This is a genomic window from Agrobacterium sp. 6Ca8 (genome assembly GCF_055382765.1).
In genome coordinates this window covers 1,717,293-1,741,153 of the sequence record NZ_AP026433.1, presented here as the reverse complement: position 1 = coordinate 1,741,153, position 23,861 = coordinate 1,717,293, and the positions used below count along the sequence as shown (strand labels likewise).

Annotated in this window: 23 protein-coding genes; 10 read left to right on the top strand and 13 right to left on the bottom strand. The window is 58.7% G+C overall.

Annotation, left to right across the window (positions count from 1 at the left end; all coding sequences use genetic code 11):
• Window positions 1-168: 168 nt before the first annotated feature.
• Window positions 169-636 carry a chemotaxis protein CheW gene (locus ACZ5A6_RS08785; RefSeq protein ID WP_003513183.1) on the bottom strand — a complete coding sequence of 156 codons (468 nt, stop codon included), beginning with the start codon at window positions 634-636 and terminating at the stop codon, window positions 169-171.
• 85 nt (window positions 637-721) lie between these two features.
• Here ACZ5A6_RS08785 and ACZ5A6_RS08780 point away from each other — a divergent pair, with 85 nt between their 5' ends.
• From ACZ5A6_RS08780 to ACZ5A6_RS08770, 3 genes are all read left to right on the top strand, one after another.
• On the top strand, window positions 722-1,018 hold the full coding sequence (locus ACZ5A6_RS08780) for a hypothetical protein (protein ID WP_236776079.1): 297 nt from the start codon (window positions 722-724) through the stop codon (window positions 1,016-1,018).
• 143 nt (window positions 1,019-1,161) lie between these two features.
• Window positions 1,162-1,761 carry a cytochrome oxidase assembly protein Sco gene (sco, locus tag ACZ5A6_RS08775; RefSeq protein ID WP_003513179.1) on the top strand — a complete coding sequence of 200 codons (600 nt, stop codon included), beginning with the start codon at window positions 1,162-1,164 and terminating at the stop codon, window positions 1,759-1,761.
• Window positions 1,762-1,856: 95 nt separating this feature from the next.
• Complete coding sequence (locus tag ACZ5A6_RS08770; protein ID WP_003513177.1) at window positions 1,857-2,735, top strand: 50S ribosomal protein L11 methyltransferase; 879 nt, start codon at window positions 1,857-1,859, stop codon at window positions 2,733-2,735.
• A gap of 150 nt (window positions 2,736-2,885) precedes the next feature.
• Here the strand turns inward: ACZ5A6_RS08770 and ACZ5A6_RS08765 are convergent, their stop codons facing one another.
• Complete coding sequence (locus ACZ5A6_RS08765) at window positions 2,886-3,059, bottom strand: hypothetical protein (protein ID WP_003513176.1); 174 nt, start codon at window positions 3,057-3,059, stop codon at window positions 2,886-2,888.
• Between the two features lie 338 nt (window positions 3,060-3,397).
• On the opposite strand from ACZ5A6_RS08765, the gene ACZ5A6_RS08760 reads away from it, so the two are divergent.
• A complete protein-coding gene (locus tag ACZ5A6_RS08760) occupies window positions 3,398-5,239 on the top strand; it encodes an aminopeptidase P family protein (RefSeq protein WP_174061062.1) in 1,842 nt (613 codons plus the stop codon).
• On the opposite strand, the gene ACZ5A6_RS08755 is transcribed toward ACZ5A6_RS08760, so the two are convergent.
• On the bottom strand, window positions 5,236-5,550 hold the full coding sequence (locus ACZ5A6_RS08755) for an AzlD family protein (RefSeq protein WP_112290522.1): 315 nt from the start codon (window positions 5,548-5,550) through the stop codon (window positions 5,236-5,238). The two genes, ACZ5A6_RS08760 and ACZ5A6_RS08755, sit on opposite strands and share 4 nt — an antisense overlap.
• Window positions 5,547-6,266 (bottom strand): AzlC family ABC transporter permease, encoded by a 720-nt coding sequence (locus ACZ5A6_RS08750; protein WP_065702360.1) that lies wholly within the window; start codon window positions 6,264-6,266, stop codon window positions 5,547-5,549. Before ACZ5A6_RS08750 ends, ACZ5A6_RS08755 begins: the two co-directional genes overlap by 4 nt.
• 181 nt (window positions 6,267-6,447) lie before the next feature.
• On the opposite strand from ACZ5A6_RS08750, the gene ACZ5A6_RS08745 reads away from it, so the two are divergent.
• Window positions 6,448-6,684 (top strand): DUF2164 domain-containing protein, encoded by a 237-nt coding sequence (locus ACZ5A6_RS08745; protein WP_174061063.1) that lies wholly within the window; start codon window positions 6,448-6,450, stop codon window positions 6,682-6,684.
• Window positions 6,685-6,691: 7 nt separating this feature from the next.
• Here ACZ5A6_RS08745 and pncA read toward each other — a convergent pair whose 3' ends face one another.
• A complete protein-coding gene (gene pncA, locus ACZ5A6_RS08740) occupies window positions 6,692-7,318 on the bottom strand; it encodes a bifunctional nicotinamidase/pyrazinamidase (RefSeq protein ID WP_013636493.1) in 627 nt (208 codons plus the stop codon).
• A 455-nt stretch (window positions 7,319-7,773) separates the two neighbouring features.
• On the opposite strand from pncA, the gene ACZ5A6_RS08735 reads away from it, so the two are divergent.
• Window positions 7,774-9,060 (top strand): DUF2778 domain-containing protein, encoded by a 1,287-nt coding sequence (locus tag ACZ5A6_RS08735; protein WP_065662313.1) that lies wholly within the window; start codon window positions 7,774-7,776, stop codon window positions 9,058-9,060.
• 52 nt (window positions 9,061-9,112) lie between these two features.
• On the opposite strand, the gene ACZ5A6_RS08730 is transcribed toward ACZ5A6_RS08735, so the two are convergent.
• The 4 genes from ACZ5A6_RS08730 to choX all read right to left on the bottom strand — a co-directional run bounded on the left by ACZ5A6_RS08730 (window position 9,113) and on the right by choX (window position 11,893).
• Window positions 9,113-9,538: a DMT family transporter gene (locus tag ACZ5A6_RS08730; protein ID WP_003513163.1), complete on the bottom strand. Its 426-nt coding sequence runs from the start codon at window positions 9,536-9,538 to the stop codon at window positions 9,113-9,115.
• Window positions 9,535-10,017 carry a DMT family transporter gene (locus ACZ5A6_RS08725; RefSeq protein WP_003513161.1) on the bottom strand — a complete coding sequence of 161 codons (483 nt, stop codon included), beginning with the start codon at window positions 10,015-10,017 and terminating at the stop codon, window positions 9,535-9,537. The genes ACZ5A6_RS08730 and ACZ5A6_RS08725 overlap by 4 nt, the downstream gene beginning before the upstream one ends.
• A gap of 110 nt (window positions 10,018-10,127) precedes the next feature.
• Window positions 10,128-10,958 carry an alpha/beta fold hydrolase gene (locus ACZ5A6_RS08720; RefSeq protein WP_038491582.1) on the bottom strand — a complete coding sequence of 277 codons (831 nt, stop codon included), beginning with the start codon at window positions 10,956-10,958 and terminating at the stop codon, window positions 10,128-10,130.
• Window positions 10,955-11,893 carry a choline ABC transporter substrate-binding protein gene (gene choX, locus ACZ5A6_RS08715; protein ID WP_464110911.1) on the bottom strand — a complete coding sequence of 313 codons (939 nt, stop codon included), beginning with the start codon at window positions 11,891-11,893 and terminating at the stop codon, window positions 10,955-10,957. The genes ACZ5A6_RS08720 and choX overlap by 4 nt, the downstream gene beginning before the upstream one ends.
• Window positions 11,894-11,994: 101 nt before the next feature.
• Here choX and betI point away from each other — a divergent pair, with 101 nt between their 5' ends.
• Window positions 11,995-12,591 carry a choline-binding transcriptional repressor BetI gene (gene betI / locus ACZ5A6_RS08710; protein WP_113157311.1) on the top strand — a complete coding sequence of 199 codons (597 nt, stop codon included), beginning with the start codon at window positions 11,995-11,997 and terminating at the stop codon, window positions 12,589-12,591.
• Between the two features lie 163 nt (window positions 12,592-12,754).
• Here betI and ACZ5A6_RS08705 read toward each other — a convergent pair whose 3' ends face one another.
• From ACZ5A6_RS08705 to ACZ5A6_RS08695, 3 genes are all read right to left on the bottom strand, one after another.
• Complete coding sequence (locus ACZ5A6_RS08705) at window positions 12,755-13,567, bottom strand: glycosyltransferase family 25 protein (protein WP_113157310.1); 813 nt, start codon at window positions 13,565-13,567, stop codon at window positions 12,755-12,757.
• 103 nt (window positions 13,568-13,670) lie between these two features.
• Window positions 13,671-16,145, bottom strand: coding sequence for an ATP-dependent helicase (locus tag ACZ5A6_RS08700; RefSeq protein ID WP_025594016.1), 2,475 nt, complete (start codon window positions 16,143-16,145; stop codon window positions 13,671-13,673).
• Between the two features lie 101 nt (window positions 16,146-16,246).
• Window positions 16,247-16,657: a carboxymuconolactone decarboxylase family protein gene (locus tag ACZ5A6_RS08695; protein ID WP_464110910.1), complete on the bottom strand. Its 411-nt coding sequence runs from the start codon at window positions 16,655-16,657 to the stop codon at window positions 16,247-16,249.
• Between the two features lie 225 nt (window positions 16,658-16,882).
• Between ACZ5A6_RS08695 and ACZ5A6_RS08690 the strand changes: the two genes are divergently transcribed.
• Together ACZ5A6_RS08690 and ACZ5A6_RS08685 are read left to right on the top strand one after the other, a co-directional pair.
• Window positions 16,883-18,049 (top strand): efflux RND transporter periplasmic adaptor subunit, encoded by a 1,167-nt coding sequence (locus tag ACZ5A6_RS08690; RefSeq protein ID WP_065659206.1) that lies wholly within the window; start codon window positions 16,883-16,885, stop codon window positions 18,047-18,049.
• Window positions 18,046-21,195, top strand: coding sequence for an efflux RND transporter permease subunit (locus ACZ5A6_RS08685; protein ID WP_174061065.1), 3,150 nt, complete (start codon window positions 18,046-18,048; stop codon window positions 21,193-21,195). The genes ACZ5A6_RS08690 and ACZ5A6_RS08685 overlap by 4 nt, the downstream gene beginning before the upstream one ends.
• A 54-nt stretch (window positions 21,196-21,249) precedes the next feature.
• Here the strand turns inward: ACZ5A6_RS08685 and ACZ5A6_RS08680 are convergent, their stop codons facing one another.
• Window positions 21,250-22,152 carry a hypothetical protein gene (locus tag ACZ5A6_RS08680; RefSeq protein ID WP_174061066.1) on the bottom strand — a complete coding sequence of 301 codons (903 nt, stop codon included), beginning with the start codon at window positions 22,150-22,152 and terminating at the stop codon, window positions 21,250-21,252.
• 295 nt (window positions 22,153-22,447) lie between these two features.
• On the opposite strand from ACZ5A6_RS08680, the gene ACZ5A6_RS08675 reads away from it, so the two are divergent.
• Complete coding sequence (locus ACZ5A6_RS08675) at window positions 22,448-23,860, top strand: FAD-binding oxidoreductase (RefSeq protein ID WP_065659209.1); 1,413 nt, start codon at window positions 22,448-22,450, stop codon at window positions 23,858-23,860.
• The last annotated feature ends 1 nt before the right edge of the window (window position 23,861 follow it).

The following is a 23,861-nucleotide window of genomic DNA, read 5'->3' as shown; positions in this document are numbered from 1 at the left end:
CATCCTCTGGCCTGTCCCGAGGATCCAGTCACGTATCGTAAAATCGATAGGTTTTAGATGCTCGGAACAGGCCCGAGCATGACGGAGGAGAGGTTTCCGACCCTGCCGTGCCCCTCAGGGCAAGCTGTGGAACCTGCGCGTTATATTATCAAAACCTCACCGGCTCTATTAAGCCGCTTCGCGCGCCAGCTCGTCGGCAATCACGGTGTCGAGGTTGAGGAAGCACACCATGCTCTTTTCCAGCGCCACGATGCCGCGGCAGAAGTTGCGCTGTTCTTCGGGAATGATGTCGGGCGCGGGCTGCAGGTCTTCGGAGCGGATGGTCATCATGTCGGAGACCTGTTCCACCAGAAGTCCGACCAGCTTGCCGCCGATATCGGTGACGATGATGGCGGAGCGCTCGGAGGGTTCCGTCATTTTCATGCCGAGGCGGCCTGCCATGTCGATGACGGGGATGACGGCGCCGCGCAGGTTGATGAGGCCGAGAACATAAGGCGGCGTGTGCGGCATCGGGGTAACCGGTGCCCAGCCGCGGATTTCGCGGATCGCCATGATGTCGATGCAGAATTCCTGACCGCCGAGATGGAAGGAAACGATTTCGAGATATGCGCCGGATTGCTTGATGGCGTTGGACATGACGGCAGGTTTCCTCTGGCGGCTCTTAGGCAGGCCCATGCATGATTGAGCTTTATGCGGTGGCCGGAATGGACCGGGAGACATCATGTCGGAACTTAAAAACCGCTATGGCCATATTGCACAGCAAGATTTTAAACTTTCCCTAACAATTGGCGGTGCCGCGCTCGCAAAACCCAGTATTTTGGCGGTTTTCGTGCCGGTGCAAACAGGTTATAACAGACGCATGAACGCACTCGTTGCCAATCCGCTGAAGTTTATTCTTGCAAGCCTTGCGGTAGCGGCCTCGCTTACCGTCGTGCTTCTTGCCTTCGATGGCTGGGTGCGACACGGCACGGATATTTTCCTCTCCGCCGTGCAAAGCGGCATCGCCTGGTGTCTGTAATCTGCCGTCCCGTCCCGGCTTTGTGACAAATCAGCGCGGTTTACGCAAATACGCCCAGTTGATTTGCCGTCGCCACCGCTGTTCGTTATCAGACGATGGAGGCCCACGTCATGCGGCCGGCCTTCGGGGGTAGGATTAGGACAATGAGAAATATTCGCATCGTATTGTGGGCCGTGGTTGTCGTTCTTGTCGGTGTCGTCAGCTGGTTGACGCTCGAAATGACGAAGACCCGTGAGGAAATGGTGGAAACGGCCTATGGCGTGCCGTTCGAACTCACGGCGCAGAACGGTCAGCCGATCACCGAAAAGGCGTTTCAGGGCAAGCCCACGGCGCTCTTTTTCGGTTTCACCCATTGCCCGGAAGTCTGCCCAACGACGTTGTTCGAGCTGAACGGCTGGATGGAGAAGGTAGACCCGGCCGGCGACAAGCTGCAGGCCTATTTCGTATCCGTAGACCCCGAGCGCGATACGCCTGAGCTCATGCAGCAATATGTCTCCAACGTCTCGAAGCGGATCACCGGCATCACCGGTCCGGCCGACAAGATTGCCGAAACGCTGAAAGGCTATCGCATCTATGCCAAGAAGGTGCCGGTCGATGACAAGGATCCGAATGGTGACTACACCATGGATCACACGGCTTCCGTCATCCTGCTTGACGCCAATGGTCGTTTTTCCGGCACCATCGCCTATGGCGAGAACCCCGATGTTGCCGAGCAGAAGCTCCAGAATCTGCTGAAGGGTTGAACGAGACGGCATAATTGTGCCTGGCTTATTGGACTGGCGGAGGTTTTGTGGCAAATGCAAGCCTTAAGAACCTTAGCTAGAGAGAGCAGCCTGCCGTGAGCGAAATCCGACTTTACGTCACCACGACCGAAATCAAGGCCGGTGAAATCCTCGATCTCATGTCGGACTATTTCGGCGAGGAGGATGTTGCGATCGCCACCACCGAGGTGGATGAGAAACGCGACATCTGGGAAGCTTCGGTTTACCTGATGGCCGAGCAGGAAGACGAATTCCGCGAGCGCATCGACACCTTGCTGGCACCGGCCTTTCCCGGCCTCGCCATCGAAAAGGAGATCGTTCCCGACATCGACTGGATCGCCAAGTCGCTCGAGGGGCTGAAACCGGTACGGGCAGGGCGCTTCATCGTTCACGGCGCGCATGATCGCGATAAGATCAAGCCCAACGATCTGGCCATCGAGATCGAGGCTGGTCAGGCTTTCGGCACCGGCCATCATGGCACGACGGCGGGCTGCCTTGAGATGATCGAGGATGTTCTGCGGGCGCGGACCGTACGCAATGCGCTCGATCTCGGCACCGGCAGCGGTGTATTGGCAATTGCCGTGCGCAAGATGCGCCATATTCCGGTACTCGCAACGGACATTGATCCCATCGCGGTTCGCGTGGCCAGGGAGAATGTGCGGCTGAACGGCATCGTCTCCGGGCTGGCGCTTGAAACCGCTCCGGGTTTCCACTCCGACGCTTTCCGCAAATACGGCCCGTTCGATCTCATCATCGCCAATATTCTGGCGCGGCCGCTCATCAAGATGGCGCCGCAGCTTGTCACGCATCTGGCGCCCGGCGGCACTGTCATCCTGTCGGGAATTCTCGCATCGCAGCGCTGGAAGGTGCTTGCGGCCTATAATGGCGCGCGGCTCTCCCACGTCCGCACCATCTGGCGCAATGGCTGGGTCACGCTGCATCTGCGCAAGGACTGACGCTTTAGCAGCATCCGTTTCCGGACAAAGAAAAGGCGGCGCTTTCGCGCCGCCTGAAAACCCGCGAGCATATTGGAGGAGAATCGCTCAAGCGGGTCGACGTATTCCTGTTCCTGCGCGGTGGAGGGAGGATCGCCGCGCCCGAAGTGATCAGAATACGTAGCTGGACTTTGCGGTGCGGCGAAGTTCGGCGCGGTTCATGCCGAGCGCTTCGAGCGACTTGTCGTCGAGGTTAAGCAGGGCTGCGTTGACATGACGGCTGACCTGACGCTCGCGTGCTTCAATGACGCGATCGAAAGCGGTGCGGAGGAAAGATTTTGCCATTGCTTCAAATCCTTGTTTGCCAGGAGAGTGTGTCTCTCGCTGTGTTGGCTTGAAGATAAGCGATGTGTTTTTGTTTGGTTAGGGGTCTTGCTTCAAGGTAGGTATGCGTTTTTCACATGTCTTCGGCTTTTCAATATTACTTATTTTGGGAAAATTGCTCAATTAAGCGGCGTCTTGTCTCGGCCTTTGGGGTAAATGGCAGCGCACGTGCCTGTCGTAATGGTTGATGGCACATATGGCTTGAAACCGGGTTTGCCGGCATGGCATTGTCGTTGCGCGCCAATGATTTGACGGCGTTATCGACCAGCTTTCCTCATGACAGTTCCCGAAAGATGCCCATGTTCCAGACCTTCGAAAACAAATCCGCGCCGCAATTCGGCAAGGCCCGCGTCGAGGCGCTGCGTGCCAGTTTCGACGCCCTTGGTATCGATGGTTTCCTGGTGCCGCGTGCCGATGAATATCAGGGCGAATATGTACCTGAATCATCTGAGCGTCTGTCATGGCTGACCGGATTTACCGGCTCTGCGGGCATTGCGCTGGTAACGCGCGCAGAGGCGGTGGTGTTTGTCGATGGTCGCTATACCACGCAGTTGAAGTCGCAGGTCGATCAATCGGTGTTCAGCGGTGGTGATCTGGTCGGTGCCCCGCCTTCCGTCTGGTTGTCGGAGCACGGGGCTGCGGGCTTTCGGCTCGGGATCGATCCATGGCTGCATACCGGCGCTGAATTGAAGCGGTTGGAAAAGGCGCTTGCGGGGAAGGGCGGTTCCGTCGTCCTGCTCGAAAACAACCCACTCGATGCCCTGTGGCACGACCGCCCGTCCGAACCGCTGGAGCCAGTCGTCATCCAGCCGGAAGCCTTCACCGGCAAGCTGGCGAAGGAAAAGATCGCCTCGCTGGCAGAGACGGTGTCTGCCAAGGGAGCCGATGCCCTGCTGGTGACAGATCCGTCTTCCATTGCCTGGATTTTCAATATTCGCGGCAACGATGTGCCGCACACGCCGCATCCGCTTGCCCGCGCCATCATCTATGCGGATGGCAAGGCCGATATTTTTCTCGATAAACGCAAGACCGGTATCGAGGCCGAGGCCTATCTGGCACAGCTGGCGACGCAATTGCCTCCATCGAATATCGCCGATCGTCTGCACGCCATTGCCAGCGCCAAGGGCCGCGTCATGGTGGACGCCGATCTGACGCCTGTGGCGCTGACAGGGGCGATTACAGCGGCGGGTGGCACCTTGATCGAGGAGGCCGATCCCGTCCGCTTGCCGCGCGCGTGCAAGAACGCGGCGGAGCTTGCCGGCTCGGCAGCGGCACATGTGCAGGACGGCGCGGCTATGGTTGAATATCTGTGCTGGCTGGATCGTCAGCAACCGGGCAGCGTTACCGAAATCGCGGCCGTGAATGCGCTGGAGGCTGCGCGCGCCAAAGTGGGGCAGTCTCTCCAGAATCCTCTGAAGGACGTGTCTTTCGATACGATTTCGGGCGCTGGCGAACATGCCGCCATCATCCATTATCGCGTCACCACCGATACGGACCGGACACTTGGCGATGGTGAGATGTTCCTCGTCGATTCCGGCGCGCAATATGTCAACGGCACCACTGACATCACCCGCACCGTGGCAATCGGCAATGTCCCGGAAGATCAGCGGCGTTTCTTCACGCTGGTGCTGAAGGGCGTGATCGCCATCGGCGACGCACGGTTTCCCAAGGGAACGCGCGGTTGCGATCTCGATCCCCTGGCGCGTATCGCGCTGTGGAAGGCCGGTGCGGATTATGCTCATGGCACCGGCCACGGCGTCGGCTCCTATCTTTCGGTGCATGAAGGGCCGCAGCGTATTTCTCGGCTTTCGACGCAGGAACTTCTGCCGGGCATGATTCTGTCGAATGAGCCCGGTTATTACCGCCCCGGCGCTTTTGGCATCCGCATCGAAAACCTGATCTATGTGCGCGAGGCGGCGGAAGTCGCGGGCGGCGATCAGCCGATGTTGTCCTTCGAGACCCTGACCTGGTGCCCTATCGATCGCAGGCTGGTCGTCACGGCACTTTTGACCGACGACGAACTGGACTGGCTGAATGCCTATCACGCCGGCGTTCTGGAAAAGCTCTCGCCTTTGATCGCGGATGAAGAGGTGAAAGCGTGGCTTGTTGCGGCCACGCAGCCTCTGGCGCGGAACGCTTAAAGGAGAGAAAAGTGCCTGATGGCGACGACGATGGCCCAGCCAATGGCCAGCATCGTCAGGCCGGGGAAACGCAGGCAGACCAGAAGAGCGGCCACCATGGCGATCTTCACCTCGTATCCGCCTTCAAAAAAGGCGGGTGCGACAAGGGTCGTCAAAACCGCCACGGGAACGGCGTTCAATCCCGCCTCCATGCGCGGCGGGATGGATTTCATCCGCGTCATCAGAATATAACCGCCGATGCGGGTAAGATAGGTGGCGACGGTGGCGAGCGCGATCAGGATCAGCGTGTCGGCGTGCAGCAGATCGCTCATGGCGTTTCCACCTTGCTTTCAGAATTGGCCTCGCCGGTTGGTTTCGGCGGATAGACGACTGCGACGAAAATGCCGGCAAGCGCGCCGAGGCTGACATGCCAGGGCGAGCCGACGATGTGATAGGCAACGGTTGCGCCAAGAGCGCTTGCCAGCATCACCGGGTAAAAATTCTCCCGCTGGCGGAAGCTCAAAACCATGCCCATGAAATAGATCGGCAACAGCACATCAAGGCCGATGGCTTTCGGGTCGCCGACGAGATTGCCGAGCGATGCGCCGACAATGGTCATCACCAGCCACAGAATATAGATCGGCGTGGCGAAGCCCATGTACCAGGCAAAACCGACCACGCCAGTGTTTTCGTATTTCCTGACCGACTCGGCGAATTGTGGATCCACCAGCACGAAGAACCCGATGGCCTTTTGCAGGAAAGTCCAGTTGGTTATCATTCTGGCAATGGCGGCCGAATAGAGAATATGGCGAAAATTGACGGCAAAGACCGATAGAACGATCAGCCAGGGGGCTACTTTCTGGCCGAATAATTCGATGCCGACCAGCTGGCTGGCACCGGCATAGACGGTGCCGCTCATGATCGTCGCTTCGGCGACGCTCAGCCCGTTATCGACCGCGACCGCGCCGAACAGCGCGCCGAAGGGAGCGGCGGAAAGGGCGATCGGAAAGCCGCTTTTGAGGCCTTCGCGGAAATCTGCATTGGACATTGTTCAGGAACTCCTTGCCCGCCGCTCTATCGCCGTCCCGGCCAGCTGGCAAACAAATTGCATGAATGGATCGATTGATTCCCTTGAAGCTTCCGTTACGGTAACGCCGATACGCGACGTCGGACGGAAGGCCTCACCCGGTTTTTGCTCCCCGCCCAAACGATTGAATAATGGAGGATCAATGCTGGAGAAGCAGGACAGGGCCGAGCTGGCCGCGCGTGTTCGGGAGTATCTGGCCCGGGAGACCGAAACCGAGATCGGCTTGCTGCAGGCGGAAATCTTCGTCGACTTTCTGGCCGAAGAAGTCGGATATGTCTTCTACAATCAGGGGCTCAAGGATGCGCATGCCGCGATCCTGCGGCGTCTGGAGGATGCGGCAGGCGATATCGACGTGCTGGAGAAGCCGAGGCTGCGATGACCGGCCCTCAGTCGCGCAAAATGTCGCGGCTTTTGAGGATGGTCGCGCCTTTTTCCCGCATGGCCGCAATCGACGCCTGTATACCTTGGGGATCGATGCCGCGGCTGGCATCCTCGATGAAACGGACCTTGACGCCAGGCAGCATGTCGAGGGCATCGAGCACCGAGAAACTGACGCAATAATCGGTGGCGAGCCCGCATATGTCGAGCTGGGTTACGCCTTGGCGCGTCAGATAATCGGCAAGACCTGTCGTTGCCCCCTGATCATTGTCGCGAAAGGCGGAATAGCTGTCGACGGCGGGATTTTCGCCTTTCTGCTGGATATAGTCGAAAGCCTCCGTCTTGAGGTCGGGATGGAATTCCGCATCCGGCGTGCCCTGCACGCAATGGTCCGGCCACATCATCTGCGGTTTGCCGGAGAGTTCACCCATATCGAACGGCTTCTTGCCGACATGCTGCGAGGCAAAGCTACCGTGATTTTCCGGGTGCCAATCCTGCGAGGCGACGATCAGATCGTAACCGCCATTGTCGATCAGGGCATTGGCGACGGGCACGATCCGGTCGCCATCGGCGACAGCCAGATTGCCGCCCGGACAAAAGCCGTTCTGGATATCGATGAGCAGCAGCGCCTTCATGATTTGCCTCCCTTATTTCCGGCAGGATGCCAAGCCGGCAGCAACGGATCAAGTGCCCTTACCAGCTTTGTATGTGCTTGACGGCTGATGGCATAGATTTGCTCCGTCGCAGTCCTGCCGCATTTACAGCAAATTTCCGGCAAAGTCGGAATTTACCTGACGATGCGGCGACGTAAACTTTAAAGGCCGATGACGCCCTGCGGGGTATTTTCCGGGAAAAGGCGATGCAGATGCATGGCCAGCCCGCGCAAGTCATTGTTTTGCCTTCGCCCGATAATGCGCAGACCTTAACGAATTATTTTTGCAGGGACTCGTAAACACTTTGGTTACCATAATTCGTCATGCTTCGAACCAGTCAGTTCCGAAATCGGCCGGGTGTCCACCCGCTTTTCGGATGCCCCAAAATCCCTCCGGCTTTGCCCGGGTGTGCGTGAACGGTTCGAGTAACGAGTATCATGGCGTATTCTGCTGCGGCTTATAATGGCGCCGGTCTTGCCGGTTCGTCTTGCCTCAAGAGAGGCAAATCCTTTTCTCTTGGCCGAATGTCCGCTCTGCTTGGCGGTGGTGCCTTTGCCGGTCTGTTCGCCTTCGCTGCCTTCGCCTCGCTTCACACGATGGCGGCCGCGTCGCATGGTGTCGGGCAGTTTGAGAAGACGCTGGTGGCGAGGCTGGAGTCTGGCGAGGCTGCGATTTCCGGCGCAGCCGCACGCGATATTCACGTCCGCAAATTTTCCCGTCTGAGCGACCACAGCCATCGCCCGCAGAAGGCAGTTCGCCTTGCCGGCATCATGCCCGAAATCGGCGAGAAGGAGTTCCGTGAGCGTTTTGGCGCGGCTGCGAACGCGAAGGGGCAGGCGACAGTCAAGGAACTTGCAGCGCTGCGGCCCTCCGCCATCGTCGATTCGGCGCTTGGACGCACCACAGAGGTCGCCTATCAGAGCGCCGCATCGCAACATCCGGCATTTGAAGTGGCATTAGGGCGCCCGCAGATCGAGGAAGAGGCGAGCAGCCTGCTTCCGGACGACGTCCCTTTGCCAAGCTTCCGGCCCGAGGTTGCGGCTGCCGAAACGGTGGAGCCATCACCCCGCCCCGCCGTTCTAGCGAAGACCGATGAACATCCGGCAGCCGTTGCTTCCGCACCTGTTTTCGATGCGCCGGTGCCTGCGCGTGCACCCCAGCAGCCGCGGCAGGGCACGGCCGGCATGCTCGCCTTTGCAAAACCTGATAATCCGGTGCGCGAGCCGAGCAAGATGGATGCGGTTCCGTGGCCGGATCGCGGCAACGGCACGGCGATCTACGATATTTCCTCCGGCCTGGTTCATATGCCGAACGGCGAAAAGCTTGAGGCACATTCGGGCATCGGCAAGATGCGCGACAACCCCGACTATGTTCATGTGAGAATGCGCGGCTCGACGCCGCCCTCCAGCTATCGTCTGACGATGCGCGAGGCGCGGTTCCATGGCGTCGAAGCAATCCGTCTGACGCCGGAAAATGGCGTCAATCCGCATGGCCGCGACGGTCTTCTCGCCCACACCTACATGCTGGCGAAACGTGGTGAATCGAATGGCTGCGTTGTGTTTCGGGATTACTCCCGGTTCCTTGCGGCCTTCAAACGTGGCGAAGTCAAACGCATGGTCGTGGTGCCGAAGCTGAATGGTGGTCGCCCGACGCTCGCAAGCAGCGGTGGCAAGAGTGGCGGCAAGACCCTGCTGAGCATGTTCTCACGCGATAGCGATACCTGATTTACGCTTTCCCGGACGTAAAACCGCTGCACATTTTTACTGGAGAAATGCCCTAGCGGCCGCGTCGCTGGGTCAGCACCATGCCGGCGAGAATCAGCAGAATGCCGAGTGCGCTCGCCCAGAGTTTCGGCGGCTGATCGCTGAAAAAGTCGAGCACGACGCTTGAGACCATCTGGCCGCTGATGACGAGAAGTGCGGTATTGACCGCGCCGATGCGGGGGATGAGCCAGCTTCCCGAAGCGATGAAGACAACACCGATGGGGCCACCGATGAAGGCAAGCCACGGCGCGTCGGCCGCGCCCGGCGGAATGAGGCCGCCGACGATGAGGCCGATGACGGTCAATACCCCGAAACCGACGATATGGTTCCAGAACGAGGCAATCAGCGGTGAGTTCGACAGGCTGAGGCGGCCGTTGACCTGACGGCTCAGTGCCACGAAGACGCCGCCGGTAAACGCCATGGCTATCCAGACGATCATGCCGTTCTCCCGACAAGGATAATAAGTGCGCTGCCACAGAGAATCAGTGCCACCGCCGCCATGTCACGCAAATCCGGCCGCCGTTTGGGCAGGCCAAACAGGCCGAAGAAATCGGCCAGAAGGCTGAAGATCACCTGTCCGCCCAACCCGAGCGCGATGGTGCCGGAGAGGGCAAGCGGCGAATTGACGGCGGTGGAGGTGAGGATGACGATGGCCGCACCAATCACTCCACCGCAATAGGCCCAGAGCGGCGCCTTCGGTTTGGCCAGCGCACCCGCCTCCGTCTTCGGGCGCATGATCGCGAGATAGATCAGCGCCGCCACCGTGCCGGTGCCGTGTGCAGTCCAGGAGGAGAAAAGTGCGTTACCGTAGTGCGCAAGCTGGCCGTTGAAATGAACCATCAATGTCAGAAGACAACCGCTTGCGAAGGCGGCGGCAAGGTGCAACGGGTTCAGGCGGGGATGGGTCGTTTCTGTCATGGCCAGCCAAAATATGATTATTCAGCGAAGCGTTACAACATCGGCACCTGAATCGAAATCGATTTGTCAGTTGTTTCCAGAAACATGTGCAACCAGCGCACCCCACCCTCTTACTTAGCGCAGTCTGACATAACATCTGCGAAAAAATCGGCGATCAGCGTGGATACGCCCTTCGGGTTTTCCCAATGCGGATTGTGGCCATGCCCATCGAGCGTAACGGTTTGAGCCTCGGGAAAGGCGGCGGCCAATTTTCGACGATGCGACGCGCCGAAAAGGGGGTCTTCGAAACCGGCGAGGCACAGTACCGGTTTTTTTATTCTGGACGCGCTGTGATGCAGGTTTGTATCCGCAAAGCGCTCAACGACGCCATGCCAGATGGCAGCCGGCATGTTGGCGGCATCCTGTTTCATTTTCGACAAAAAATCATCGTCGACTGGCTGACTGCACGAATACCAGCCGCGCAGAAAGCCGCTATTGGGTCCGATCGGGTCCCGAAGTGCGAGAATATCTCTGGTCAACTGGCTTTCCGCGCCAAAATCCGGCTCAAGCGTTGCCGAGATGAGGGCAAGAGCCCGGATCGTGTCGCCTCGCCGGGCGGCAAGTTCGATAGTGGTCATCGCACCCATGGAGTGGCCGAGCAGAAACAGCCGTGAAATACCCAGGAGCGTTAGAAACCGATCGACCGTTTCGGCGAAATCAGCGACATGCAGGCTCTGTCCCGCCGAGGAAACACCGTGTCCGGGCAGGTCAGGGACGATGAGCCTGTATTCGCTGAAAAAAGGCTCCAGCATGGAGAAGCTGCGGCTGGTGTCCGAAAAACCATGCAGCATCAGCAGGACTGGGCCCGGACCGCCGGTGTCGATGAAAGCCAGCTGGCGACCGCGGGGCAATTCTACATATTGCTTCCGCTTCTCCCAATCGTCCTGCAATATTGCTGTCACAGGCCGATCCCCGCCTTTACGGCAGTGAGGCCATCCTGCCCGTCGAACGTCGGTACGCCCTTCAGCCAGGCGTCCAGTCGTTGCGGCTCATCCTTGATCGCCTGCCTTGCCGCGTCTTCCGGGGACATTCCACCGTTCATGATATAGTCCATGCCCTTGTTCGCGTACTCCACGTCGAATGCGAGATTGTCGAGCAGCTTCGCCACATTCGGGCATTCCTGCAGGTAGCCTTTGCGTACCTGCGTATCGACTGTTGCAGCGCCGAAGTCGGGCCCGTAAAATTTATCACCGCCCGTCAGGTACTTGATGTCGAATTTGCTGTTCATCGGGTGCGGCGCCCACCCCTGGAAAACAATGAAGGACTTGTTGCGGGCGAAACGGGTTACCTGCGAAAGCGTGCCCTGTTCGCTGGATTCGACCACTTCCCAATTGTGCAGTCCCAGTGCCGGATCGTTGACGGCATCCAGCATCAACTGGTTGGAGCCCGGTTCGATGCCGTAGAGCTTGCTGTCGAACTTGTCCGCGAATTTTTGCAGGTCGGAGAAATCCCTGACGCCGGCATCCCAAACATAGGTCGGAACCGCGAAAGTGTATTTGGCGCCTACAAGATTGGTTCGGACTTTTTCGACCGATCCGTCTTCCTTGTAAGGCTTGTAGTAGTTCACCATTGCCGGGTTCCAATAGCCCAGAAAGACGTCGAGATCCTTGCTCTTCAGGCTCGTGTAGATGACGTCGATCCCAAGAAGCTGGCTTTGCGGCTCATATCCCAGTGATTTCAACAGCGACATGGCGATGCCGGTGGTGAAAGCAAGATCGTTCCAGCCGGGTTCAGCTAGTCGCACAACCTTGCAAGTTTCAGCATCCGATGCGAGCGCGGAAGTGCCGACGGTTGTCAAAACCATCGCGGCCGAAAAAACACCTGCCCATTTTTTCATTGTTCCACCTTTTTTGTCTATTGGGTCATTAGATTGACCGGTGGGACAATAATTGATCTTTACGGAAAATTTGTCAATATTGCTCACGCAAGGAGACAAAGATGCGACTGACCAAGATAAGCGATATTCGCCGGGCGGAGCTGAGGCGGGCTGCATTCGAAGTCCTTCAACGTGAGGGAATGTCGGGTGCCACGCTTGAAAGGGTGGCGGCGCAGGCAGGCGCCTCAAAAGGCATCGTGCTGCATTATTTCGCCAACAAGCAGGAACTGTTCGAGCACGCGATGCGCGAAGCCAATGTGAAGCTGAAGGAGGCCGTGGTGGCGCGCCTCAATCGGGCGGTCAGTCCGCGTGAACGACTCGATGCGATTATCGAGGCGAATTTCGACGAGAGCTTCTTTCAGCCCTCGATCTGCCACGCCTGGCTGTCGCTTTGCGCCGAGGTTCCGCGCGAGCCGCAGCTCGCCAGGATTCAGAAGGTGATCCATGCGCGGATGCGCTCCAATCTTTTGTCGGCTTTGGTGCATCTCGTGCCGAGGCAAGACTGCGCAACTGTCGCGCTCGGGATCACTTCGCTTATCGACGGCCTCTGGTTGCGCTCAGGATTGCAGTCCGGCGGTTTGACGCGCGAGGAGGCAATGGAGCAGATGCGGGATTACCTGTCTCACAGGTTACCGCACGCAAAAGCTGGCAATCCGTAGGGAACCAGTACGCGCGCTTCGCATTATTCCACCATGAAGAAAACGACGCGCAAACCCTTGAACCGGATGACGATTTTCGTCATTTCGATTTTCACTCTCGCAGCTGTGATCGCGGCGGTCTATCTGGTTGGGTTCACGCCCGGCGAAGTGTAGGCCAGCGCAGTCAATTGCCGGTGGGAACGGTCTTGCCCTTACCGCGCTCCAGCGCAACGGTCAGCTTGGCAACGGCAAACCGGAGGCTGCGCATGAGGAAACGGCTGGTTTCCAGAAAAGTGCGGTAGGGCAGCACGGTGAAGTAGCGCCAGCGGGGCAGACGGTATATCCGCAGATTGTTCTGGATCTGGCTTTCCCCGTCCGCATCCTGCGTGGCGCAGAGTGGGTAAATGAAGGCTGCCTTCAGGCCGGCGAGATATTCCAGGTCGAAGGCAATATCGTAGGCAAGCCGCATGGGGATCAGCTTCGAGATCCATTTGCCGGCGCGGCGGTTGACGAGATATGCGCCCGAACCCTTTTCCCGCGTCAACGCAATTGCGAGTGAGCGCCCGCCAACGAGCTTGCGGAACGGAAACTTGCGACCGTTGCTGACCGTGGTCAGCCGAAGCAGATCCCAGTCGCTCCCGTTCACTATCGCCTCGTCGATTGCTTCCAGGAAATCCTTTTCGAAGATGACATCGTCTTCAAGAATGAGCGCGATATCGGCATCGCTGCCCATGAACCTGTTGGCACAGGCGACATGGCTGAGATAGCAGCCGATTTCCGGCGGCGAGGTGCGGCGGCCATGCATGAGCATGTAGGAAAGCTCGCTGAATTCCGGGATAGGATAATTCAGTTCACGGCCATTGACGCCCGGGACCCGCTCTGCCTTCAGGCCGATGGCGTCGAGGCGTGCGTTCATGTCCTCGAGGCGCTTGGTGGCGCTGTCCATATTGATCAGGAAAACGGCAAGCTTGCGCCCGCTTTTCGGTAAAATATGCACAGCAGTCCTCGCCCGGTTTCTGCACCCTGTTGCAACTCCTTTATTGCAACGGCGTGACGGGGGCTATGGAAAAAACTGCATTCGCACACTCATAGTTGCCGAATCAAACCTTTTCCACAAATCCATCCAGCACACGTTTTTGTCCGGCGCGGTCAAAATCTATGGTCAATTTGTTACCCTCGATGGCGGAGATGTTGCCATTGCCGAATTTGATATGGAAAACGCGGTCTCCGACCACGAATTTCGAAGGTGTGTCGGCAACCGATTTGGCCACCAGTTCGCCGTCGATCGTGCGGGCGCGGGGCCCGCTTTCGCCATACCCAATCCGCTCGACCGCATGGCCGGAGCGTGTGCCCCAGTTATCGCGGGTCGCGTCGGACTTGTTGGCCTGGGCACGTTTCCAGCCGGGGGTGGAGTAGTTGTTGGCGAAGGGCTCCGCCTTGTCGAAACGGGACTGGCCATAACCGCCGCGTCCGCCGTAACCACCGTAATTGCTGTCGGATGCCGCGACATCCACGTGCGCTGGCGGCAGTTCATCGAGAAAACGCGAGGGCAGGGTGGATTGCCACAGACCATGGATACGCCGGTTCGATACGAACCAGATATGGCATAGCTTCTTGGCGCGGGTGATGCCGACATAGGCGAGACGACGTTCTTCCTCCAGACCGGAGCGGCCGCCTTCGTCCAGCGCCCGCTGGTGCGGGAACAGACCTTCTTCCCAACCGGGAAGGAAGACGGTGTCGAATTCCAGCCCCTTGGCGGAATGCAGCGTCATGATGGAGACGGCATCGAGATTTTCGTTCTGCTCGGCATCCATGACGAGCGCGACATGCTCGAGGAAACCGCGCAGGCTTTCGAAGGCCTCCATCGAGCGGATGAGTTCCTTCAGGTTTTCCAGCCGACCGGGTGCTTCCGCCGTCTTGTCGGCCTGCCACATGGCAGTATAGCCGCTTTCGTCAAGGATCTGCTCGGCAAGCGTGGTGTGTTCGGTGTTTTCCAGAAGCCCCTGCCAGCGGCGGAAATCCTGCACCACGTCGAACAGCGCCTTGCGCGCTTTCGGTTTCAGCTCGTCGGTCTCGATGATGTCGGTCGCTGCCGCCAGCATCGGAATGTCGCGGGCGCGGGCGTAATCATGCAGATTGCGGATGGTCGTGTCGCCCAGGCCGCGCTTGGGGGTGTTGACGATGCGCTCGAAGGCCAGATCGTCGGCCGGCTGGCAGACAAGGCGAAAATAGGCCATGGCATCGCGGATTTCGAGACGCTCGTAGAAGCGCGGACCGCCGATGACGCGGTAATTGAGGCCAAGCGTGACGAAACGGTCTTCGAACTCGCGCATCTGGAAGGAGGCGCGGACGAGAATGGCCATGTCGTTCAGCTTGTGGTTCTTGCGCTGAAGCTGCTCGATTTCTTCACCGACGGCGCGGGCTTCCTCTTCGGAATCCCAGGCCGCATGCACCACGACCTTCTCATCGTCGGGGCTGCTGCGCTCGGTGAACAGGGTCTTGCCGAGACGCCCTTCATTATGGGCGATCAGATGGCCGGCGGTGCCGAGAATATGCTCGGTGGAGCGGTAGTTGCGCTCCAGCTTGATGACCTTGGCACCGGGAAAATCCTTGTCGAAGCGCAGGATGTTGTCCACTTCGGCGCCGCGCCAGCCATAGATCGACTGGTCGTCGTCGCCGACGCAGCAGACGTTTTGCGGCTCGCCTTTGGGGCGCTGGGCAAGAAGCCTGAGCCACATATATTGCGCCGTATTGGTGTCCTGATACTCATCCACCAGAATATAGCGGAATTTCTGGTGGTACTCCTTCAGAATATCGGGATTGCGGCGGAAGATGCTGATGGGGTGCAGCAGAAGATCGCCGAAATCGCAGGCGTTCAGCGTTTTCAGCCGGTTCTGATAGGCCGTGTAAAGTTCGCGGCCCTTGCCATTGGCAAAGGCGCGGGAATCGCCCTCGGGAATATCCGGCGGTGTCAGCCCCTTGTTCTTCCAGCCGTCAATCATGCCGGCGAATTGTTTGGCCGGCCAGCGCTTGTCATCAAGACCTTCGGCCTGGATAAGCTGTTTGATCAGCCGCACCACATCGTCGGTGTCGAGAATGGTGAAATCAGACTTCAGGCCGATGAGTTCGGCATGGCGACGCAAGAGCTTGACACCGATGGAGTGGAAGGTGCCGAGCCAGGGCATGCCCTCAACCGCGCCGCCGACCAAAACGCCAATACGTTCCTTCATCTCGCGCGCGGCCTTGTTGGTGAAGGTCACGGCCAGAATCTGGCTGGGATAGGCGCGTCCGGTCGCCAGAATATGGGCGATGCGGGTGGTGAGAACGCGGGTCTTGCCGGTGCCGGCGCCCGCAAGCACCAGAACCGCGCCGTCCAGTGTCTCCACGGCTTCGCGCTGTTCCGGGTTAAGACCGGACAGATAGTCGGGCGTGGGCCGGGCCTGATCGCGTGCCGCCATGGCGCGCGCGGCAATGCCAAGCCCGCCGGCGTTGCCTGCATCGGCATTGTTCGTCGCCTTGCGCGGCGCCTCAGGTTCTTCGTCGAAGAACGGCATATCGTCAAAACTGTTGCTCATGCGGCCCAATGTAGTGATTCGGGATATAAAGGCTAGAACCGTGTTCTGCTTTTATTCCGGTATCATCCGTCAAAACGCCTATTCCAAGACGTTTTTTCGTCTCAGGCCCGCCTGTCGGCATCAAAAGCCGTGTTCACCGGCAATTGCAGCGCCACGGCCAGTTGGTTGGTCTTGGCGGCAAGGGCGATGACGCGCATGAGATCGGCATGCTGTTCGCCCGTCATGCCCTTGGCTTTTGCAGCTGCGGTATGGGAGTGGGCGCAGTAGGAGCAGCCATTGGTGACGGAAACGGCGATATAAAGCATTTCCTTCACCAGCGGATCGAGCGCTGAAGGTGTGGCCATCACCGCCTTGACCTCGGCCCAGGTCTTTTCCAGAAGATCGGGGTCGAAGGCGAGGTAGAGCCACATATTGTTGATGAAATCCGATTTCCGCGTTGTGCGGATATCGTCGAATACAGCCTTGACGCGCGGGTTGGCTTCGGGATTTTCGGCTTTCGTTACGGTGCTCATGCATTCCTCCGGTCATGGCTATTTCAGCTGCAGATTACCGGATTGGCGAATGTTTGCGACAGAAATGGCCGTCAGTGCGCTTTTGACGACAATTCATCACAAATTACAATTATGTAAGGAACGGATTTGTGCGTTGCCTTCGTTAAGGCATGCGGGAATACTTCTACCGTTCCGAAAAGCTCTTTTCGGGGCGGGTTTATGCTGTGCGGATAATCGGAGAATTGTATGCGGGTGTGGAAACAGGTGGGTGTCTGTCTTGCTGTGGCGGGAGCAGGACTCTGTCTTTGGGGGTTTTATTCACCCGAAGCGCGGAATCTGCTCGCGGGTATCGGCATCGGCAAAACACCTGTTGGCGCGGTCGAGGTTGCCGCATCCGGTGCCAGAACACCCGGTTCGTCATCCGGCCAAAATGCCGGCGCTGCACGCCGCGATGGCAATGCGACCCTGGTGGCGATGGCCCCGGTCAAGCAGGGCACGGTCAATGACAGGCTGAACGCCATCGGCAGTGGCGAGGCCATCCAGTCGGTCGTCGTCATGCCGCAGACATCAGGCACGCTTTCGGAAATCCGCATTTCATCCGGCGCCCGCGTCGTAAAGGGGCAGGTGCTCGCGCGGCTCGATGACGAGGAGCAGGTGATCGAGCGGGACAAGGCGCAGGTTGCGCTACGCAGCGCCGTCGAAAAATCGAGTTCCTACAGTAACCTGAAATCCGTATCCCGCCTTGATGTGCTGGATGCGCAGATTGCCGAGGAAGCCGCCAAGCTTGCACTGAGCACCGCCGAGCTGAACCTCAGGCGCCGCGACATCGTCGCACCGATTGAGGGTGTTGTCGGGATCGTGGCCGCCAATATCGGCGACAATGTCACCACGCAATCAACGATCGTCGGCATTGATGACCGTTCTCAAATTCTGGTCAATTTCTGGGCGCCGGAACGGTTCGTAACTGCAATTACCGTCGGAATGCCTGTAGAGGCCACCTCGATTTCACGCCCCGGCGAGACGTTCAAAGGTGAGGTCGAGGCCGTCGACAACCGTGTCGACGCCGCAAGCCGTACCATCCGCATCCGGGCACGGTTTGCTAACGACAAGGATGAGCTTCGGGCCGGTATGTCCTTTGGCGTCACCATGCGTTTTGCCGGAGAGACCTATGCCTCCGTCGATCCGCTTGCCGTGCAGTGGGATGCCGAAGGTTCCTATGTCTGGCGCGTGACCGACAATAAATCGGCCAAGGTGCGGGTGCAGATCGTGCAGCGTAACCCCGACGCCGTTCTCGTGAAAGCGGAACTGGCGGAAGGCGATCAGGTCGTGACCGAAGGATTGCAGCGGGTGCGGGAGGGGGGTGCCGTCCGTGTCGCAAGCCAGCCGAAGCCCGAGGAGGTTGCCAGCCAATGACGACTCAGTCGCCTTCGGGTCAGGATTCCAAGCTCGCCTTCACCGCACTGTTCGTTCGCCGGCCCATTCTGGCAGCGGTTCTCAATACGTTGCTTGTGGTTGCCGGCCTTGCCGCGCTGGTTGGCGTTGAGGTGCGCGAGTTGCCGGATGTGGACCGGCCGTCCATCAGCGTCAGGACGACCTATGAAGGTGCGGCGCCCGAAACCATCGATCAGGAAGTGACGCAGACCATTGAGGGGGCTGTTGCGCGCGTCAGTGGCGTCAAGTCCATCTCCTCCAATTCGCAATTCGGCACCAGCCGCGTAACGATGGAATTCGGCGACAATGTCGATATGGCCGTTGCCGCAAACGATGTTCGCGATGCCATTGGCCGCGTAACCAACCAGTTGCCAGACGATGCTGACGAGCCGCAGATCATCAAGGCGGATTCCGACAGCCAGCCGATCATGCGTCTTGCCGTCACTTCGTCTACGCTCAGCATGGAAGATCTGACCAAGCTGGTGGATGACGAAGTCATCGACCGCCTTGCCGCCGTCGATGGCGTGGCGGATGTGGAGCTTTACGGCGATCAGGAAAAAGTCTTCCGTGTCGATCTCAATCAGGCCGCACTTGCCAGCCGTGGTCTGACGGTGACGGATATTTCCACCGCGCTGGCCAGTGCCGCGCTGGATGTGCCGGCGGGATCGCTGAAAAGTTCGACGCAGGACATCGTCGTGCGCGCGACCGCGAGCCTCACGAAGCCTGAGGATTTTTCCAACCTTCTGATCAAGGACAATATCCGCCTGCGCGATGTGGCAACCGTGATGCTGGGTGCGGATGACGAATCCACCTCGCTGCGGTCCAATGGTGTGCAGGGCGTGGGTCTCGGCGTCATCCGGCAGGCGCAGTCCAATACGCTGAATATCTCCACCGGCGTGAAGGCTGCCGTCGAGGCCATGTCGGCCAACCTGCCGCAGGGTACGCGCATCGTGGTGACCAGTGACGACGCCGTCTTCATTGAAGGCGCGTTGCACGAGGTGGAACTGGCGCTTGGTCTTTCCGCGCTCATCGTTGTTGTGGTGCTCTACCTGTTCCTGCGTGACTGGCGGGCAACCCTCATTCCGGCGATCACCATGCCGGTGGCTTTGATCGGCACGATCATCGCCATCTACATGGTCGGATTCTCGATCAACATCCTTACGCTGCTCGCCATCGTTCTGGCGACGGGTCTGGTGGTCGATGATGCGATCGTGGTGCTGGAGAATATCGTACGCCGCCGTGCGGAGGGCATGGGGCCGCGCGCTGCCGCTGTTCTCGGCACGCAGGAAGTGTTCTTCGCAGTGATTGCGACGACGGCGACCCTTGCCGCAGTGTTCATTCCGCTCTCCTTCCTGCCGGGCCAGCTGGGTGGCCTTTTCCGTGAATTCGGTTTCGTTCTCGCCTTTGCTGTCGGTCTTTCCTCCATCGTGGCTCTGACGCTTTGTCCGATGCTCGCTTCGCGGATGCTGAAAGACGGATTGAAGGAACCCACGGGACCGCTGGCGTGGTTCGGCAATGTCTTTGCCTCCACCTACAAGAAGACGCTTTCCGCCTGCCTCAACAACCCGCTCATCGTCATCATCGTTGCGCTCGTCTTTTCGGGCCTGTCTTGGATTGCCTTCGGCATGATCCAGAACGAACTGACGCCGCGCGAGGACCGCGCCTCGGTGATGATGCGTGTGACGGCGCCGCAGGGTGTCAGCCTCGACTATACGCGCGACCAGTTGCAGCGGATCGAGGAAAATCTCCAGCCACTGCGCGATAGCGGTGAAATCCGCAATATTTACTCCATCACCGGTATGAACGGTTCCTCGAACACCGGTTTTCTGGTGCTGACGCTGGCGCCGTGGGCTGATCGCGACCGCACGCAGAACCAGATTGCCGCCGATGTTACCGCTGCCGCCAACAAGGTGCCGGCGCTGCGCGGCAACGCCATGCAGCCGAACAGCCTGCGCATTCGCGGTGCGGGCAACGGCCTGCAGGTGGCAATGGTCGGCAGCAATTATCAGGCACTGACGGCTGCGACGCAGAAACTACTGCTTTCCATGGAGGAAAGCGGCCTGTTCGAAACGCCGCGTTTGGACAATGAGCCCAACCAGGCGCAGCTATCCGTCTCCATCGACCGTGAGCGCGCCTCCGATCTCGGCATTGATATCACCGGCCTGTCACGCGCCATGCAATCGCTGCTGGAAGGACGTTCGGTTGTCGACGTCTTCGTGGATGGGGATGCAATCCCGGTCCGGCTGCTGTCCTCCACCCGGCCGATCAACGACCCGACCGATCTCGAAAACGTCTTCCTGAAAACGGGTGACGGCAAGATCGTGCCGATGTCGGTCATTGCCACCCTGAAGGAAAATGCGGTGGCGCCGCAGCTAAACCGCGAGCAGCAACTTCCCTCCGTCGGCTTTACCGCCAATCTCAAGGACGGCGTTTCGCTCGGTCAGGCTTTGGAAAAGGTGAACGAGCTCTCACAATCCCTCCTGCCGCCCGGCGCCCGCCTTTTGCCGCTCGGCGAGGCGGCGACGCTTGAGGAAAATTCGAGCGGCATGCTGCTGACCTTCGGTTTTGCCATCGCCATCATCTTCCTGGTCCTAGCCGCGCAGTTCGAAAGTGTCCTGAGTTCGATCATCATCATGTCGACGGTGCCGCTCGGTCTTGCCTGCGCCGTCATCGCGCTGCTCGTCACCGGATCGAGCCTCAATGTCTATAGCCAGATCGGGCTTGTGCTTCTGGTGGGCGTGATGGCGAAGAACGGCATTCTCATCGTGGAATTCGCCAACCATCTGCGTGACCAGGGCGCCACCGTGCGCGAAGCCATCGAAAAAGCCACCAGCATCCGCCTGCGTCCGGTGATGATGACAATGGTCGCGACCATTTTGGGCGGCGTGCCGCTGGTGCTGGCGCAGGGAGCAGGGGCTGAAGCACGCATCGCGCTCGGCTGGGTCATCGTCGGCGGTCTGGGTTTTGCGACGCTGGTGACGCTTTACATCACCCCGGTCTCCTACCTGCTGATTGCCCGTTTCGCCAAACCGCAAGCCGATGAGGAAATCCGCCTCCACCGCGAACTGGAACTTGCCGCGCGTCGGAAGGCGCTGGAGGAGGACAAGCAGCTGCTTGCGGCGGAATAAAAATTTATGGGCAAGCCCGAGAGCGCGACGCGCTAAGCAGATCGTGGCAGCTGATTAACTCCTGTTCGGGCTATAAATCTGGACGCCTTTATACGATAGTTCAAAGGTTCCAACGCTTACCCTGCCGTTCGCGTCCGTCTCAATCAGGTTTCCTGTTCTGTCATAACTATTGAACAGGCTGGAAATCGTCTGGTCGAGTTGATCTTTGGCGCGCTTTTTCCAGTAGTTATTGGTGTCTTCGAACATTTTAAGAACTACCCGCTGTTTCTCGGTCAGGGTTTTCGGATCGACTCCTTTGGCTTCGATTTTGTGTGTGCTGTTATAAAAATCGATCGCATTCTGTAAGGACTGTATGCTCCCCGGAATGCCCATGGCGGCATAGCCGGGGCTATCAAAATTAGCCCAGTAGGTATCATAGTCGATACCAGCGAGTGCCCAACTCTCTCTCTGTTCTCGCACGGAAGCATTGTGGTATGCTTTACTTAGCTCAGCCTGATATGCCTCCGGTGTTAGGTCATACACGCTTTCTTTCGTCATGCCCTCGGGAACGAAATTGCGAACAATGTCTTCAGGCCGTACACCTGGGGTATGCATGGCCCGGCCGAACCGCAATTCCTCCCCCAACAAATCCCGAGTGCTGGAGGCCGATGAAACATTGAGGCTGGTGGTTCGAATAACTTCTGCTGCCCAGTCTATAGCCATCTCTGGGCCTGAGCTGTTCTTTGCTTTGTCAACATCGTCGGCACCTTTCTCCGACATCCCGTCGATCCTGCCTCTCATGTCGTAGGTAAGGTCGCCCGTTTCGTCGTCCGCGCTGGAGGCAAGCAGTGCGGTCAGAGGATCAACACCATTCGTGGCGCCGGAAGGGCTACTTGCTAGGTTTTTTTCGGGAATGTTTTCGGTCAGCAGTCGAAAATAATTCGATCCTGCAAAGGGCTGACTTATAATTGTAGTCATGTTGAAACCTTGATGTTTGAATACGGACCCGTTTCTAGCCCGGCTCCGCATTCCGGTTGTAATTTATATGCATTTATGAGCATCAATGAAGAAATTCACGTATAAGGTGTATACAAGCTGGAGCTTGCTCAGGGCTGGCAGTATGTGCATGCGGAAGGCCATGTGAGAGGAGGTTGTTCCTACCGTTCGGGCGGCTGACCGGCTGGACAAAGCCTTAACCTTATCCCATACCACCCAACGGAATTTCGTAACGGATCGAGTCCGTTACGGCGGTATCTTGCGGTGGAGATGGACGATGGCGCTGAAAGATGTGGTTGCGGGAAAACGCAACGAGGAAGGCATCGCGTCGGTGCTTGCAGCGCTGAAGCAGCAGCTCGGTGACAAGCTACAGACTGGGCAGGCGTTTCGCGAGCAGCACGGCCATACCACCACCTATCTGACCTTGCAGGCGCCTGATGGTGTCGTCTTTGCCGAAAACGCAGATGATGTGAAAGCTGTGGTGAAGGCTTGTGCGCAGTATAAGGTGCCGGTCATTCCCTTCGGAACTGGCTCTTCACTGGAAGGGCAGGTCAATGCGCCTGATGGCGGAATATGCATCGATTTCAGCCGGATGAATCGCATCATTGAGGTAAACGCCGAAGATCTTGACGTGACGGTGGAGCCGGGTGTGACGCGCGAGGACCTTAACGTCTATCTGCGTGATACCGGCCTGTTCTTTCCGATCGATCCGGGTGCCAATGCCTCTATCGGCGGCATGGCCTCGACGCGGGCGTCGGGCACCAATGCCGTGCGTTACGGCACGATGAAGGACAATGTGCTGGCCGTTACCGCCGTTGTTGCCAATGGTGAGGAAATCCGCACTGCTCGCCGTGCCCGCAAGTCGTCGGCCGGTTACGATCTGACGCGGCTTTTCGTCGGCGCCGAGGGCACGCTTGGGGTTCTGACCTCGGTTACGCTGCGGTTGCAGGGCATCCCGGAAAAGATCGCCGGTGGCGTCTGCACCTTCGACAGTATTCAGGCGGCCTGTGACGCCGTTATCATGACGATCCAGATGGGTGTTCCGGTTGCGCGCATCGAACTGCTTGATGAAGTACAGGTGCGGGCCTGCAATGCCTATTCGGGCCTGAACTACGCGGAAAAACCGACGCTGTTCGTGGAGTTCCACGGCACCGAAGAGACGGCGGCCCTGCAATCGCAGCAATTTGCAGAGATCGCGGCGGAATGCGGCAGCGTCGATTTCCGCTGGACCAGCGATGCGGCCGAGCGCAACAAGCTGTGGAAGGCCCGGCATGACGCTTATTGGGCCTCGCGGGCGCTCGCGCCGCATCTCGACGGTTTGTCCACCGATGTCTGCGTGCCGATTTCGCGGCTGGCGGACTGCGTGGTGGAAACGCAACGGGATATCAAGGAAAACGGCTTTCTGGCTCCGATCGTCGGCCATGCCGGCGACGGCAATTTCCATGTACTCATCCTGTTCGATGGCAAGGATGCCGAAAGTGTCGCCAAAACCGAAGCTTTCGTTGCGCGTCTCAATCGCCGGGCTATCGCCATGGACGGCACCTGCACCGGAGAACACGGCATCGGCCAGGGCAAGATGAGTTTTCTGGCCGAAGAAGCGGGAAATGCGCTGGATGTGATGCGCGCCATCAAAACGTCGCTCGACCCCGATAACATCTTCAATCCAGGCAAACTGTTCCGTCTTGTCTGAT

Bases quoted from the DNA above. Each gene is read 5' to 3' on its own strand.
- ACZ5A6_RS08785 (WP_003513183.1), bottom strand. From the start codon at position 636: ATGTCCAACGCCATCAAGCAATCCGGCGCATATCTCGAAATCGTTTCC.
- ACZ5A6_RS08780 (WP_236776079.1), top strand. From the start codon at position 722: ATGTCGGAACTTAAAAACCGCTATGGCCATATTGCACAGCAAGATTTT.
- sco (WP_003513179.1), top strand. From the start codon at position 1,162: ATGAGAAATATTCGCATCGTATTGTGGGCCGTGGTTGTCGTTCTTGTC.
- ACZ5A6_RS08765 (WP_003513176.1), bottom strand. From the start codon at position 3,059: ATGGCAAAATCTTTCCTCCGCACCGCTTTCGATCGCGTCATTGAAGCA.
- ACZ5A6_RS08760 (WP_174061062.1), top strand. From the start codon at position 3,398: ATGTTCCAGACCTTCGAAAACAAATCCGCGCCGCAATTCGGCAAGGCC.
- ACZ5A6_RS08755 (WP_112290522.1), bottom strand. From the start codon at position 5,550: ATGAGCGATCTGCTGCACGCCGACACGCTGATCCTGATCGCGCTCGCC.
- ACZ5A6_RS08750 (WP_065702360.1), bottom strand. From the start codon at position 6,266: ATGTCCAATGCAGATTTCCGCGAAGGCCTCAAAAGCGGCTTTCCGATC.
- ACZ5A6_RS08745 (WP_174061063.1), top strand. From the start codon at position 6,448: ATGCTGGAGAAGCAGGACAGGGCCGAGCTGGCCGCGCGTGTTCGGGAG.
- pncA (WP_013636493.1), bottom strand. From the start codon at position 7,318: ATGAAGGCGCTGCTGCTCATCGATATCCAGAACGGCTTTTGTCCGGGC.
- ACZ5A6_RS08735 (WP_065662313.1), top strand. From the start codon at position 7,774: ATGGCGTATTCTGCTGCGGCTTATAATGGCGCCGGTCTTGCCGGTTCG.
- ACZ5A6_RS08730 (WP_003513163.1), bottom strand. From the start codon at position 9,538: ATGATCGTCTGGATAGCCATGGCGTTTACCGGCGGCGTCTTCGTGGCA.
- ACZ5A6_RS08725 (WP_003513161.1), bottom strand. From the start codon at position 10,017: ATGACAGAAACGACCCATCCCCGCCTGAACCCGTTGCACCTTGCCGCC.
- choX (WP_464110911.1), bottom strand. From the start codon at position 11,893: ATGAAAAAATGGGCAGGTGTTTTTTCGGCCGCGATGGTTTTGACAACC.
- betI (WP_113157311.1), top strand. From the start codon at position 11,995: ATGCGACTGACCAAGATAAGCGATATTCGCCGGGCGGAGCTGAGGCGG.
- ACZ5A6_RS08700 (WP_025594016.1), bottom strand. From the start codon at position 16,145: ATGAGCAACAGTTTTGACGATATGCCGTTCTTCGACGAAGAACCTGAG.
- ACZ5A6_RS08695 (WP_464110910.1), bottom strand. From the start codon at position 16,657: ATGAGCACCGTAACGAAAGCCGAAAATCCCGAAGCCAACCCGCGCGTC.
- ACZ5A6_RS08690 (WP_065659206.1), top strand. From the start codon at position 16,883: ATGCGGGTGTGGAAACAGGTGGGTGTCTGTCTTGCTGTGGCGGGAGCA.
- ACZ5A6_RS08685 (WP_174061065.1), top strand. From the start codon at position 18,046: ATGACGACTCAGTCGCCTTCGGGTCAGGATTCCAAGCTCGCCTTCACC.
- ACZ5A6_RS08680 (WP_174061066.1), bottom strand. From the start codon at position 22,152: ATGACTACAATTATAAGTCAGCCCTTTGCAGGATCGAATTATTTTCGA.
- ACZ5A6_RS08675 (WP_065659209.1), top strand. From the start codon at position 22,448: ATGGCGCTGAAAGATGTGGTTGCGGGAAAACGCAACGAGGAAGGCATC.